This is a genomic window from Klebsiella sp. SYXHC3 (genome assembly GCF_057196925.1).
In genome coordinates this window covers 37,100-49,331 of sequence record NZ_JBXUNG010000009.1, presented here as the reverse complement: position 1 = coordinate 49,331, position 12,232 = coordinate 37,100, and the positions used below count along the sequence as shown (strand labels likewise).

The 12,232-nt window shown below is 55.8% G+C and carries 14 protein-coding genes; 2 read left to right on the top strand and 12 right to left on the bottom strand.

The genetic code is table 11. The annotated features are described in order from the left end of the window. Window position 1 precedes the first annotated feature (1 nt). From AC2CGP_RS19445 to dnaB, 5 genes are all read right to left on the bottom strand, one after another. Window positions 2–418, bottom strand: coding sequence for a secondary thiamine-phosphate synthase enzyme YjbQ (locus AC2CGP_RS19445; protein ID WP_015368751.1), 417 nt, complete (start codon window positions 416–418; stop codon window positions 2–4). A 141-nt stretch (window positions 419–559) separates the two neighbouring features. Beyond that, a complete protein-coding gene (aphA, locus tag AC2CGP_RS19440; protein ID WP_015368752.1) occupies window positions 560–1,273 on the bottom strand; it encodes an acid phosphatase AphA in 714 nt (237 codons plus the stop codon). Window positions 1,274–1,521: 248 nt separating this feature from the next. Beyond that, window positions 1,522–2,715 carry an aromatic amino acid transaminase gene (gene tyrB / locus AC2CGP_RS19435; protein WP_015368753.1) on the bottom strand — a complete coding sequence of 398 codons (1,194 nt, stop codon included), beginning with the start codon at window positions 2,713–2,715 and terminating at the stop codon, window positions 1,522–1,524. A gap of 184 nt (window positions 2,716–2,899) precedes the next feature. Then, window positions 2,900–3,979: an alanine racemase gene (gene alr / locus AC2CGP_RS19430; RefSeq protein WP_015704045.1), complete on the bottom strand. Its 1,080-nt coding sequence runs from the start codon at window positions 3,977–3,979 to the stop codon at window positions 2,900–2,902. Window positions 3,980–4,010: 31 nt separating this feature from the next. After that, window positions 4,011–5,426 carry a replicative DNA helicase gene (gene dnaB / locus AC2CGP_RS19425; RefSeq protein ID WP_015368755.1) on the bottom strand — a complete coding sequence of 472 codons (1,416 nt, stop codon included), beginning with the start codon at window positions 5,424–5,426 and terminating at the stop codon, window positions 4,011–4,013. A 52-nt stretch (window positions 5,427–5,478) separates the two neighbouring features. Between dnaB and AC2CGP_RS19420 the strand changes: the two genes are divergently transcribed. Next, on the top strand, window positions 5,479–6,462 hold the full coding sequence (locus tag AC2CGP_RS19420; RefSeq protein ID WP_047052938.1) for a quinone oxidoreductase: 984 nt from the start codon (window positions 5,479–5,481) through the stop codon (window positions 6,460–6,462). Between the two features lie 193 nt (window positions 6,463–6,655). On the opposite strand, the gene pspG is transcribed toward AC2CGP_RS19420, so the two are convergent. From pspG to AC2CGP_RS19405, 3 genes are all read right to left on the bottom strand, one after another. Further along, on the bottom strand, window positions 6,656–6,898 hold the full coding sequence (gene pspG / locus AC2CGP_RS19415; RefSeq protein ID WP_015368757.1) for an envelope stress response protein PspG: 243 nt from the start codon (window positions 6,896–6,898) through the stop codon (window positions 6,656–6,658). A 153-nt stretch (window positions 6,899–7,051) separates the two neighbouring features. Next, entirely contained in the window at window positions 7,052–8,050 is a 999-nt protein-coding gene (gene dusA / locus AC2CGP_RS19410; protein ID WP_213760067.1) for a tRNA dihydrouridine(20/20a) synthase DusA, read from the bottom strand. 102 nt (window positions 8,051–8,152) lie between these two features. Then, the gene (locus AC2CGP_RS19405; RefSeq protein WP_213760068.1) at window positions 8,153–8,641 is read right to left on the bottom strand and encodes a cupin domain-containing protein; all 489 of its coding nucleotides are present in this window, start codon (window positions 8,639–8,641) and stop codon (window positions 8,153–8,155) included. Between the two features lie 114 nt (window positions 8,642–8,755). Here AC2CGP_RS19405 and zur point away from each other — a divergent pair, with 114 nt between their 5' ends. Then, entirely contained in the window at window positions 8,756–9,271 is a 516-nt protein-coding gene (gene zur / locus AC2CGP_RS19400; protein WP_015368760.1) for a zinc uptake transcriptional repressor Zur, read from the top strand. Between the two features lie 80 nt (window positions 9,272–9,351). Here the strand turns inward: zur and AC2CGP_RS19395 are convergent, their stop codons facing one another. The 4 genes from AC2CGP_RS19395 to AC2CGP_RS19380 form a co-directional block, all read right to left on the bottom strand. Next, window positions 9,352–9,561, bottom strand: coding sequence for a CsbD family protein (locus AC2CGP_RS19395; protein ID WP_015704042.1), 210 nt, complete (start codon window positions 9,559–9,561; stop codon window positions 9,352–9,354). A 175-nt stretch (window positions 9,562–9,736) separates the two neighbouring features. Next, entirely contained in the window at window positions 9,737–11,062 is a 1,326-nt protein-coding gene (gene dinF / locus AC2CGP_RS19390) for an MATE family efflux transporter DinF (protein WP_047075910.1), read from the bottom strand. Between the two features lie 70 nt (window positions 11,063–11,132). Further along, window positions 11,133–11,741, bottom strand: a complete 609-nt coding sequence (lexA, locus tag AC2CGP_RS19385; protein WP_213760069.1) for a transcriptional repressor LexA — start codon at window positions 11,739–11,741, stop codon at window positions 11,133–11,135. Window positions 11,742–11,863: 122 nt separating this feature from the next. Further along, a complete protein-coding gene (locus tag AC2CGP_RS19380) occupies window positions 11,864–12,232 on the bottom strand; it encodes a diacylglycerol kinase (protein ID WP_015368764.1) in 369 nt (122 codons plus the stop codon).

The window sequence follows — 12,232 nt, the reverse complement described above, 5'->3', positions numbered from 1 at the left end:
TTTATTCTCCCATGAGCGTTGCGACAATATGCCGCGAACCGCCGTGAATACGATGCTCCCCCAGCCAGATCCCCTGCCAGGTCCCTAACATGACGTTGCCGTTCTGCACCGGCAACATCAGGGAAACGCCCAGCAGCGATGATTTAATGTGCGAGGGCATATCATCAGGACCTTCATAATCGTGTTCATACGGCGCGTTGTCTGGTACGGCATTGAGGAAATGCTGTTCCATATCAAAACGGACCGTAGGATCGCAGTTCTCATTCAACGTCAGGGAAGCGGAAGTATGCTGGAGTAACAGATGCAGCAGGCCAACCTTGATATGCGAGAGCTCGCGGATTTGACCAATAATTTCGTTGGTCACCAGATGGAAACCACGAGATTTCGGGCCTAATGTCAGGGTTTGCTGATGCCACATAAACGACTCCTGTAATGTGTGAATCCTTCTAAGTTTGCAGCAAGAAACGAAAAGGTAAAACCTCAAAGGCTGAAATTCGTACAAAAAAAAGACAGCCTGCGGCTGCCTTTTCGTATTCAGATGCGTTGCGTTTCACACGCCTTAATATTCTGAATTCACAATCACCTCTTCCCCCTGCGACCCGGCCATCGGCAAAGGTTTATAGGAGGAGTTTGCCGCACGCAGCACGCGAATTCCTCGCGCATCGGCATCGCGGGCCGCCGAGATATCGTTGTCAGAGTCACCGTAGAAGACTTTGATATTCTTCTCGCGTAACCACTGAGTTTTCGTGTTCTGGCCGGGCTTATCGCCGGCAAAAATCACCGGGTTCATGTTAGCACCGGGGATCAGGAAATCATCCTGCAGGGTTTTGGAGACGGTCTCAGTTTTGGTCTGGCTGCGGCCGGTGACGAAGTAGATGCTGTCGCCGCGCTTAATATGCATCGCGATCAGCTGGCGGCCCACTTCTTTCGGCATACTGAACTCGTCCCAGCCGTTATTCATCTTTTCCCAGAACTCCGGGTTCTTCAGATAGGCTTCGCTGCCGGGAGAATAGGTTTTTTGCCCGCGCCAGAAACCGGGGCTGGAAAATAACACGGTATCATCGATATCGAAACCCACCGCCATCGGCGCGCGGCCCAGCAGGCTATTTTCGATTTGCGCCACCGATACCCAATGGATCGGCGCCTGTTCGGCGAGTTTCGCAACATTCGTCCCTTCCCAAATGGGCTGTGGAGTGGACGCGCGAGCGACAACGGAGCTATTCAGAGCGAACAACAGACAAGTGGCGCTAATGGCCAAAGTTAACTTACGCATATTTATCCCTATGCCCCTCATGCGCCAGGCCGCTTAGCGGCAACCTGAGTTATTTTGGGTCTAAATAATCGATTCGTTATTATTTTTAATAATGAGTGAGCGCATTAATGCCCCAAGACCTTAACGCCTGCCCACATAGATAGAAAGGATTTTCTGCTCAAATGTCATATAAAAAGAGCATGATCACACTTCAGAGGTAATACTACCCTCGCCTTAACGCTGGCGAGGGCAAATTAGTAAGTAAGCACTTACATTACAGCAGCAAACGCCTGGGCGACACGCTGGACGTTACGCGAGTTAAGTCCCGCCACGCACATCCGGCCGCTGGCAATCAGGTAAACGCCAAACTCTTCGCGTAGACGATCCACCTGTGCCGCGCTCAATCCGGTGTAGCTAAACATGCCGCGCTGCTTCAGCAGGTAGTCAAAGTTTTTGCCGGGAACGGCCTCTTTCAGCGCATCCACCAGCGTCTGACGCATCGCCAGGATGCGGGTACGCATCGCTTCCACTTCCGCCAGCCATGAAGCTTTCAGCGCCGGGTCGTTCAATACTGCCGCCACCACCTGCGCGCCAAAATTAGGCGGGCTGGAGTAGTTACGACGCACCGTCGCTTTCAACTGACCCAGCACGCGGCCAGCGGTTTCAGCATCATCGCAGACGATTGACAGGCCGCCGACGCGTTCGCCGTACAACGAGAAGATTTTGGAGAATGAGTTGCTGACCAGCATCGGTAGGCCGGCGCTGGCAATCGCGCGGATAGCGTAGGCATCGTCTTCCATACCGGCGCCAAAGCCCTGATAGGCAATATCGAGGAAAGGAATTAAATTACGTGCTTTCAACACCTTAACAACTTCATCCCACTGTGCGTTACTCAGATCGGCGCCCGTTGGGTTGTGGCAACATGGATGCAGCAGCACGATATCGCGCTCAGGGAGCGTCTGTAGTTTGGCGAGGAAGGCTTCAAAACGTACGCCGTTGGTCTCATCATCGAACCATGGGTAAGTACTTACTTCGAACCCAGCCCCTTCAAATATGGCGATGTGGTTTTCCCAGGTCGGGTCGCTAACCCATACGCGAGACTGTGGGAAGTAGCGTTTAAGGAAATCGGCGCCAACCTTCAGCGCGCCGGAGCCACCCAGGGTTTGAATTGACGCTACGCGGTTTTGTTTCAGCACCGGATGGTCGGCACCAAATAACAGCGGCGCAATGGCGTGGCGGTAGCTATTGAGACCTTCCATCGGCAGATACAGCGAGGCGCCGTGCGGCTGGGCATTGAGTCGTGCTTCGGCATCCGCCACGGCCTGTAGTTGCGGAATAATGCCGTCTTCGTTGTAGTAAAGACCGATGCTGAGGTTCACTTTGTCACTACGCGGATCTTCTTTGAAACGCTCCATCAAGGAGAGAATGGGGTCGCCGGCGTAGGCGTCAACTTTTTGAAACACGAGATGTATCTCCAGGTTTACGAAAGCAGGTATTTACACAATAAACCGGAAGTTGGGGAAGGTCGAGGGGATGTTGGTAAGTTATCGACAAAGATCGCTGCAAACATGGGCGACGCCGCGCGCCGCCCCTGCTCATTACCCCGATAAGCGTAGCGTAATCGGGGAAATATGCCACTGACCGTACTCAGTCGAGGTAACGGATAGCCAGCCTGGAGGTCAGGCGAGTGATAAGTTCGTAAGCACTCACTTTCGTTATTTCCGCGATGCGCTCAACGGGGAGCCCTTCTCCCCATAACACAACCGGATCGCCGGCTTGATCCTGCGCCTGAGGGCCGAGGTCAACGCAAATCATATCCATCGCCACGCGGCCGACTATCGGCACTTCGCGGCCGTTGACCAGCACCGGCGTGCCGGAGGGCGCGGCGCGTGGATAGCCATCGCCATAGCCCATCGCCACGACGCCGAGGCGGGTATCGCGCTCGCTAATCCAGGTGCCGCCGTAGCCCACCGGCTCCCCGGCTTTATGCTCGCGCACCGCAATCAGGCTTGAGGTCAGCGACATGACCGGCAGGCAGCCGAAATCCTCACCGGTAGAGTGGTTCTCCAGCGGCGAAACGCCATAGAGAATGATGCCCGGCCGCGCCCAGTCGAAATGCGACTGCGGCCACAGCAGGATCCCGCCCGAGGCGGCAATAGAACGCAGCCCCGGCTTACCTTCGGTAAAGGTGGTGAAAATATCCAGCTGACGCTCGGTCGCGCCGCATTCAGGCTCATCGGCGCGAGCGAAATGGCTGACGATATTCACCGGCTGGCGGACATTTTTGCACCGGCTTAGCCGCTGATAAAACGCTTCGGCCTGTTCCGGCAGTACGCCAAGGCGATGCATACCGGTATCCAGCTTCATCCAGACGGTAACCGGTTCGGCCAGTTCCGCTTGTTCGAGCGCCGCCAGCTGTTCTGGGCTATGTACCACGGTATGCAGGCGCTGCGCGGAAATCAGCGCCAGATCCGCCGCTTCAAAGAAACCTTCCAGCAGCAATATCGGTTGGGTAATACCCCCTTCACGCAGGCGCAGCGCCTCCTCCAGGCGGGCGACGCCGAAGGCATCGGCGTCGGTCAGCGTTCGCGCGGTCTCAAGAAGGCCGTGTCCGTAGGCGTTCGCTTTCACCACCGCAACCAGTTTGCTGGCAGGAGCCAGTTCACGCAGGCGTTGCAGGTTGTGTCGCAGAGCGCGGCGGTTGATAACTACAGTTGCCGCTTGCATTTGAATTCCTTAAAAAAAGACTGACAGAGGTCTACTCATCGTCATACTGAGGGCCGGCATAATTATCGAAACGCGACCACTGGCCGTTAAAGGTCAGTCGTACTGTACCGATCGGGCCGTTACGTTGTTTACCAATGATAATTTCAGCAATACCTTTTAAATCGCTGTTCTCGTGATAAACCTCATCACGGTAGATGAACATGATTAAGTCGGCATCCTGTTCAATAGAGCCGGATTCACGCAGGTCGGAGTTGACCGGGCGTTTATCGGCGCGCTGTTCCAGAGAGCGGTTCAGCTGCGACAGCGCCACCACCGGCACCTGCAACTCTTTTGCCAGCGCCTTCAGCGAGCGGGAGATTTCGGCGATCTCCAGAGTACGGTTGTCGGAGAGCGACGGTACGCGCATCAGCTGCAGGTAGTCGATCATAATAAGGCCGATACCGCCGTGCTCGCGGGCGATACGTCGGGCGCGTGAACGCACTTCCGTCGGCGTCAGGCCGGAGGAGTCATCGATATAGATGTTCCGTTTTTCCAGCAAGATACCCATAGTGCCGGAGATACGCGCCCAGTCTTCATCGTCCAGTTGGCCGGTACGGATACGAGTCTGATCGACGCGCGATAGCGAGGCCAGAGAACGCATCATGATCTGCTCGGATGGCATCTCCAGACTGAAGATCAATACCGGTTTATCCTGCAGCATCGCCGCATTTTCCACGAGGTTCATCGCAAATGTCGTCTTACCCATCGAAGGACGCGCGGCGACGATAATCAGATCCGAAGGTTGTAGCCCGGCGGTCTTTTTGTTGAGGTCGTCATAGCCGGTATTCACCCCGGTGACGCCATCGTGCGGCTGTTGGAACAGCTGCTCAATACGGGCGACGGTGGCATCGAGCACATCGGCGATGTTCTTCGGCCCTTCATCTTTATTGGCGCGGCTTTCGGCAATTTTAAATACCCGCGATTCCGCCAGATCCAGCAGGTCCTCGCTGGTGCGCCCTTGGGGGTCGAAACCGGCTTCGGCGATTTCGTTGGCCACCGAAATCATTTCACGCACCACTGCGCGTTCGCGCACGATGTCGGCATACGCGCTGATGTTCGCCGCGCTTGGCGTATTTTTGGAGAGCTCGGCCAGATAGGCGAAGCCGCCAACGCTATCCAGTTGCCCCTGACGCTCAAGCGATTCGGCGAGGGTGATCAGGTCAATCGGGCTACCTGACTCTTGCAGGCGCGCCATCTCGGTAAAGATATGACGATGCGGACGGGTATAGAAATCTTCCGACACCACCCTTTCGGCGACGTCGTCCCAGCGCTCGTTATCCAGCATTAAACCGCCCAACACCGACTGTTCCGCTTCAATCGAGTGCGGCGGGACTTTCAACCCGGCGAGCTGCGGATCGCGTTCGCGAGGTTCTGTCTGTGGTTTGTTGAAGGGTTTATTTCCTGCCATAGTGAATGGAGTTACCTGTAAATGAGAGACACAAAATTATAAAGGAGTTCACATGGCAACACGAATTGAATTTCCCGCGCATGGAGGCCCCGAGGTGCTGCATGCGGTCGAGTTTACCCCCAACGATCCTGCCGAGCACGAAATCCAGGTAGAAAATAAAGCTATCGGTATCAACTACATCGACACCTACATCCGCAGCGGCCTGTATCCGCCGCCCTCACTGCCGAGCGGTTTGGGCACCGAAGCCGCCGGTATCGTCAGTAAAATCGGCAGCGGCGTTAAACATATCAAGGTTGGCGATCGGGTGGTGTACGCCCAGGCCGCGCTTGGCGCTTATAGCTCGGTGCATAACGTGCATGCCGACAAAGCGGCGATTTTACCCAATGCGATTTCCTTTGAGCAGGCCGCCGCCTCGTTTCTTAAAGGATTGACCGTCTGGTATCTGCTGCGCAAAACCTACGAGATTAAAGCCAACGAGACCTTCCTGTTCCATGCGGCTGCGGGCGGCGTGGGGCTGATTGCCTGCCAGTGGGCGAAAGCGCTGGGGGCGAAACTTATCGGCACCGTCGGCAGCGAGCAAAAAGCGCAGCGCGCCCGGCAGGCCGGCGCCTGGGAAACCATTAACTACCGCGAAGAGAATATTGCCGAGCGCGTCAAGGCGCTGACCGGCGGCAAAAAAGTCGCCGTGGTTTACGATTCCGTAGGTAAAGATACCTGGGAGGCCTCGCTCGATTGTCTTCAGCGGCGTGGGCTGATGGTCAGCTTCGGCAATTCATCTGGCCCGGTAACCGGCGTAAATTTGGGTATCCTCAATCAGAAAGGCTCACTCTATGTGACCCGCCCTTCTCTGCAAGGCTACATCACCAACCGGGAAGAGCTAACGGAAGCCAGCAATGAACTGTTTTCGCTGATCGCCAGCGGCGTGATCAAGGTCGATGTCACGGATAATCAGAAATACGCCCTGCGTGACGCCCGGCGCGCGCATGAGATTCTGGAAAGCCGGGTGACCGAGGGGTCGAGCCTGCTGCTGCCGTAACGGGGTGAGATCGCCAGAAAAGTTTAGGGCCTCCTGACGGAGGCCCTGACTTTTTTTGTTCGGCTGTATGTAGGGTACAGCGCGATGAATTCGTTATCGCGCTAATAGTGACAGATTTAATACGCAATGCCTACGCTGTTTTATGCAAAATTACTCAGGTTGTGACATACCGCTCAATACCCAAAATGTTGGCTTAATAGCGCCAGCGATCTTCACGACGATAGCGGGTGGTCGTCGGCGATTTCATCGCCCGAATGACCCATACGACAGCCACCGCCAGCAGCAGCCAGGGTAGCAGTTTAAACATTAATGCGAACAGGCCGCCGAAGAACATCAGCGCCGTGGCGACAACCAGCGCGGCAATAATGCCAAGCAGCGAGATGCCGGTGACCAGCAACATGACAAAAAAGCCAATAACAAATAAGAGTTCCAGCATGGTCTTCTCCCGAAAAAATAACCAGATAGCTGATTAGCTATTTCAAGAGTCATTTTCAAGAATCATGCCAGGTATAACTCATTGAATTAAAACAAAACGCCCTGCAGCAATAGCGCAGGGCGTGGCGAAAAAGACCAGGTTTTAGCGAAAAAATTAACGCTTATCGGCAACCAGCTTCAGCGCGTGCTCCAGCACGTTGATATCGGCGCCCGCTTTGTGGGCGTTTTCGCTGAGATAGCGGCGCCACTGACGCGCGCCGGGGATCCCCTGGAACAATCCCAGCATATGGCGGGTGATATGACCCAGGTAGGTACCGTTGCTGAGCTCACGCTCGATATAGGGATACATTGCGCGCACCACCGCCACCGGATCGGCATCCGCACCGTCGACGCCGAAAATCTCACGATCCACCGAAGCCAGAATGCCCGGATTTTGATAGGCTTCACGCCCCACCATCACGCCATCCATGTGCTCAAGCTGCAGTTTGGCCTCTGCCAGAGATTTAATTCCGCCGTTAATCGCCATCGTCAGATGCGGGAAATCACGTTTTAGTTGCCAGACGCGCGGATAATCCAGCGGCGGGATTTCACGGTTCTCTTTCGGGCTCAGGCCGGAAAGCCAGGCTTTACGGGCGTGAATGATGAACATTTCACATTCCCCTTTGCCGGAGACGGTCTCAATGAAATCACACAGGAATTCATAGCTATCCCGATCGTCAATGCCAATACGGGTTTTTACCGTTACCGGGATCGACACCACGTCGCGCATCGCTTTGATGCAGTCCGACACCAGCGCGGCATTGCCCATCAGACAAGCGCCAAACATCCCGTTCTGCACGCGGTCAGAGGGGCAGCCGACGTTGAGGTTAATCTCGTCATAGCCGCGCGCCTCGGCGAGCTTCGCGCATTGCGCCAACGCCGCAGGATCGCTACCGCCCAACTGCAGCGCCACCGGATGTTCTTCTTCGCTATAGGCCAGATAGTCGCCTTTACCGTGAATAATCGCGCCGGTAGTGACCATTTCGGTGTACAGCAGAGTATGGCGCGACAGCAGACGCAGGAAGTAGCGGCAATGTCTGTCGGTCCAATCGAGCATGGGCGCGATAGAAAAACGGTGGGCGGCAAAAGCGGTAGACGTGGATTCTGGCATCATGGCGAATAAATAAGCATCCGGGTAAAAAGGGGCGCTACTATAGCACAAACACAAACCACGGCGCATAGCGTCGAACGCCACGCGCCATGGTCAAAATGTTACCTATATTTTACGCGGTTTGCCGTCGTGCGGGCCAAAGAACTGCGGAGGGTGATCCACCCAACGGTCCTGGCGAGTCGCGGCATAGCCCGGGTTCAGCGGATAGTAAATACGGTTGTGCTTTTTATTCGCCTCGCCAACGACCAGCAGTCGCACCTCCTGCTCGGTATTATTCAGGAAGGTATGACATACGCCAGTTCCCGCCGGAAAGCCGACGCTATCGCCCGGCTCCAGCTTCCATAGATAGCCATTGATCCAGACTTCCGGAAAGCCTTCCAGCACGTAGATGAATTCTTCTTCATCGCTTTCCGCGTGCGGATAAGAGGTTCTGCGTCCCGGCGGTAAACGTTCATGATGGATGCCCAGCCGATTTAGCCCTAGGCCGCGGGCAAGAGGCGCGCCAATTGAAAACAGCTCGTGACTATCGGGGTAGGTGGAATCATCCGCACCTTCCAGTTCGCGCCAATGTCGAATGCAATCAGGTCGTTTCATCGTTTTCTCCCGAAAATGAGATACATCAGGTATAGCAAAGCTTGCAGGTTCTCGGCGTTTTACCTGGTTCGTGATAAAGTAACAGTTTCAACATCACGCAACCAGAGGATGCTCATGGATAACACCACTTCGCAAGAAATGTTAGCGCAGGCTGAAAAGCTTTGCGTGCAACGTGGCGTACGCCTGACCCCGCAGCGTCTGGAAGTGTTGCGTCTGATGAGCCTGCAGCAAGGGGCGATTAGCGCCTACGATCTGCTGGATCTGCTGCGTGAAAAAGAGCCGCAGGCGAAGCCGCCGACGGTCTATCGCGCGCTGGAGTTTCTGCTGGAGCAAGGTTTTGTGCACAAAGTGGAATCGACCAACAGCTATGTGCTGTGCCACCTTTTCGATCAGCCAACCCACAGTTCGGCGATGTTTATCTGCGATCGCTGCGGCGTGGTCAAAGAAGAGTGTGCGGAAGGCGTAGAGGATATTATGCATACGCTGGCGGCCAGAATGGGCTTCGCTCTACGGCATAATGTGATTGAAGCGCATGGCCTGTGCGCGGCCTGCGTGGAAGTCGAAGCCTGCAGTACTCGCGAACACTGCCATCACGATCATACCATCCAGATTAAAAAGAAAGCCCGCTGAGTCGGGCGACATCAGCGGGAAGCTACGGCATATCACTATGCCGTTAGACAGGCATAAACAGGGGGTCAAAACCGCGTTCGCTACCAGCGCGTATCGTTCTTACGCTCCCAGTCAGACACCTCTTTTTCGGCCTGATCTTTGGCATAGCCGTAGCGTTCCTGAATTTTACCGACCAACTGGTCGCGCTTCCCTTCGATGACCGTCATATCGTCATCGGTCAGCTTACCCCACTGTTCCTTGGCTTTACCTTTCAACTGTTTCCAGTTACCGCTGATTTCGTCTTTATTCATCATTACGTCCTCATCATTCGGTGGGTTAACAGCCCGTTTTGTTCCGGACATGGTAATAACTATAGATGACAATGCTGGCACCGATTCGTTATTCGGAATTTTTAACCATCAGGTCGATTGAAAACGCTGGGGGGATTTTCCCGGCTCGCGCTACGCTGAGCCGGGCTTTTTACATTCAGGAGGGTGAGTTAAACCAGGTGCCACGCTGCCAGTGGCGGCGCCAGATGAGCGCCAGCGAAAGCCCACGCAAAGCCAGGAACACGGCCAGCGCCAGCCACAGGCCGTGATTGCCGAGCATAGGCACAGAGAGCAACGTCACCGCAAACCCCGCAGCGGCTACCGCCATGCTATTACGCATCTCCGCGCCGCGCGTCGCGCCGATAAACATGCCATCCAGCAGATAACACCAAACGCCAATCACCGGTAGGATCATCTGCCAGAACAGATAGCGGTCTGCCAGCTGCTGCAATGATGGGATAGAGGTCAATAGCGCGATGATATGCTCACCGGCCACGCTGTAGATTAACGCGAACGACAGCGCTACCATTCCCGACTGCCGACAGGCAGCGCGCCAGACTTCCAGCAGTTGGCTACCGTCACGCGCGCCGTAGGCTTGCCCGGAATGCGCTTCGACGGCATAGGCAAAACCGTCCAGCGCGTATGCGGTAAAGGTCAGCATGGTCATCAGTACCGCATTGACCGCCACCACGTCGCTGCCAAGACGGGCGCCGAAGACGGTGATGGCGCCAAAGCAGAGCTGCAGCAGCAGCGAGCGCAGCATGATGTCGCGGTTAAGCGCCAGCAGGCGCCGCATATTGCCGCGCCACGCCTCCTTCAACATGGCAAACGTCACGCCACGCAGCGCCAGCACCCGTTTCGCCATCAGCAGGCCGATGATAAAGGTGGCGTATTCCGACAGCGCCGTCGCCAGCGCCGCCCCCTGCACGTTCATATGCAACCCCATCACCAGCCACAGATCGAGCACGATATTCAGCAAGTTGCCGACCACCAGCAGGATGACCGGGGCGCGAGCGTACTGCACGCCAAGCAGCCACCCTAACAGCACCAGGTTGGCCAACGACGCCGGGGCGCTGAGCCAGCGGATTTCCAGGAACCGCCTGGCCTGTTCCAGTACCGCCTCGCTCCCGCCGACGATATGCAGCGCGAGGTCAATAAGCGGCATGCGGAACAGAACGATGAGCAGCCCGGCGGCCAGCGCCAGGATCAGCGGTTGCACCAGCGCGCGCGCCAGGCGCTGCGGATCTTTGGCGCCATAGGCCTGAGCGGTTAAGCCAGTGGTGCTCATTCGCAGGAACAGCAGCAGCATAAAGAGGAAACTGGTCGCCGTCGCGCCGACGGCGACGCCGCCAAGATAGACGGGACTATCGAGATGGCCGACAACGGCGGTATCGACCAACCCAAGCAGCGGAACGGTGATATTGGAGAAAATCATTGGTAGCGCGAGGCGCCACAGTGCTTTATCGGCGGCGTTGAGCAGCATGAAGAGGGACCAGACAGAGGAGGAACATCGCAGCGTCATGCATCATGATGACGCTGCGTTAAGACGGGAGTTACAGCCACTCACCGTTACGGATCACGCCGACGGCCAGACCTTCAATGGTGAAGCTCTGCTGGCGCAGATCGACGACGATTGGAGAAAACTCACTGTTTTCCGGCAGCAGTTCAACGATGTTGCCCTGCTTTTTCAGACGCTTAACGGTCACTTCTTCATCGATACGCGCGACAACCACCTGGCCGTTACGCACGTCCTGAGTTTTATGCACCGCCAGCAGATCGCCGTCGAGGATACCGATGTCTTTCATCGACATCCCGCTTACGCGCAGCAGGAAGTCGGCATTCGGTTTAAACATCGCCGGATCAACCTGGTAGTGACCTTCAATATGCTGCTGCGCCAGCAGCGGCTCGCCGGCGGCAACGCGGCCAATCAGCGGCAGACCATGTTCTTCTTCCGTCAGCAGACGAATGCCGCGGGAAGCGCCGGAGACGATTTCAATCGCGCCTTTACGCGCCAGCGCTTTCAGGTGTTCTTCCGCCGCATTTGGGGAACGGAACCCCAAGCGCTGAGCAATTTCCGCACGCGTCGGCGGCATGCCCGTTTGGCTGATGTGATCCCGGATGAGATCAAACACCTCTTGCTGCCTGGTCGTTAACGCTTTCATTCCGCCCCCTGGGTGTATATACAGTTATGCTGTGAGTATATACAGCTAATGGTGATTTTGGAACCACATATCATATAAAAATCAGGAGATTCTTTCCGTTTTGCGAGCGTTGCCGACAAGACTTAGCGGTAATGCGACCACAGCAGCATGGCCCAGGTGATCAGCGCGATGATTATCGCCAGCAGCACCGCTGCCGACCCCATATCCTTTGCGCGCCCGGAAAGCTCATGATGCTCAGGCCCGATACGATCAACCACCGCTTCAATCGCGCTGTTAAGAATTTCGACTATCATCACTAACAGGACCGAGCCAATGAGCAGGACTCGCGTAATGACATCGACATCCAGCCAGCAGGCTATCGCCACGGCCACAATAGCGGCGACGCCTTCCTGACGGAAAGCGGCTTCATTAACCCATGCCGCGCGGAAACCTTTCCAGGAATAACCTGCTGCTTTAATGATTCTGGTTAACCCAGTGGTATTATTGGCCAT

Excerpts from the sequence above, each read along its gene's own strand:
- AC2CGP_RS19445 (WP_015368751.1), bottom strand. The coding sequence starts at position 418 with ATGTGGCATCAGCAAACCCTGACATTAGGCCCGAAATCTCGTGGTTTC.
- aphA (WP_015368752.1), bottom strand. The coding sequence starts at position 1,273 with ATGCGTAAGTTAACTTTGGCCATTAGCGCCACTTGTCTGTTGTTCGCT.
- alr (WP_015704045.1), bottom strand. The coding sequence starts at position 3,979 with ATGCAAGCGGCAACTGTAGTTATCAACCGCCGCGCTCTGCGACACAAC.
- dnaB (WP_015368755.1), bottom strand. The coding sequence starts at position 5,426 with ATGGCAGGAAATAAACCCTTCAACAAACCACAGACAGAACCTCGCGAA.
- AC2CGP_RS19420 (WP_047052938.1), top strand. The coding sequence starts at position 5,479 with ATGGCAACACGAATTGAATTTCCCGCGCATGGAGGCCCCGAGGTGCTG.
- pspG (WP_015368757.1), bottom strand. The coding sequence starts at position 6,898 with ATGCTGGAACTCTTATTTGTTATTGGCTTTTTTGTCATGTTGCTGGTC.
- dusA (WP_213760067.1), bottom strand. The coding sequence starts at position 8,050 with ATGATGCCAGAATCCACGTCTACCGCTTTTGCCGCCCACCGTTTTTCT.
- AC2CGP_RS19405 (WP_213760068.1), bottom strand. The coding sequence starts at position 8,641 with ATGAAACGACCTGATTGCATTCGACATTGGCGCGAACTGGAAGGTGCG.
- zur (WP_015368760.1), top strand. The coding sequence starts at position 8,756 with ATGGATAACACCACTTCGCAAGAAATGTTAGCGCAGGCTGAAAAGCTT.
- AC2CGP_RS19395 (WP_015704042.1), bottom strand. The coding sequence starts at position 9,561 with ATGAATAAAGACGAAATCAGCGGTAACTGGAAACAGTTGAAAGGTAAA.
- dinF (WP_047075910.1), bottom strand. The coding sequence starts at position 11,062 with ATGCTGCTCAACGCCGCCGATAAAGCACTGTGGCGCCTCGCGCTACCA.
- lexA (WP_213760069.1), bottom strand. The coding sequence starts at position 11,741 with ATGAAAGCGTTAACGACCAGGCAGCAAGAGGTGTTTGATCTCATCCGG.
- AC2CGP_RS19380 (WP_015368764.1), bottom strand. The coding sequence starts at position 12,232 with ATGGCCAATAATACCACTGGGTTAACCAGAATCATTAAAGCAGCAGGT.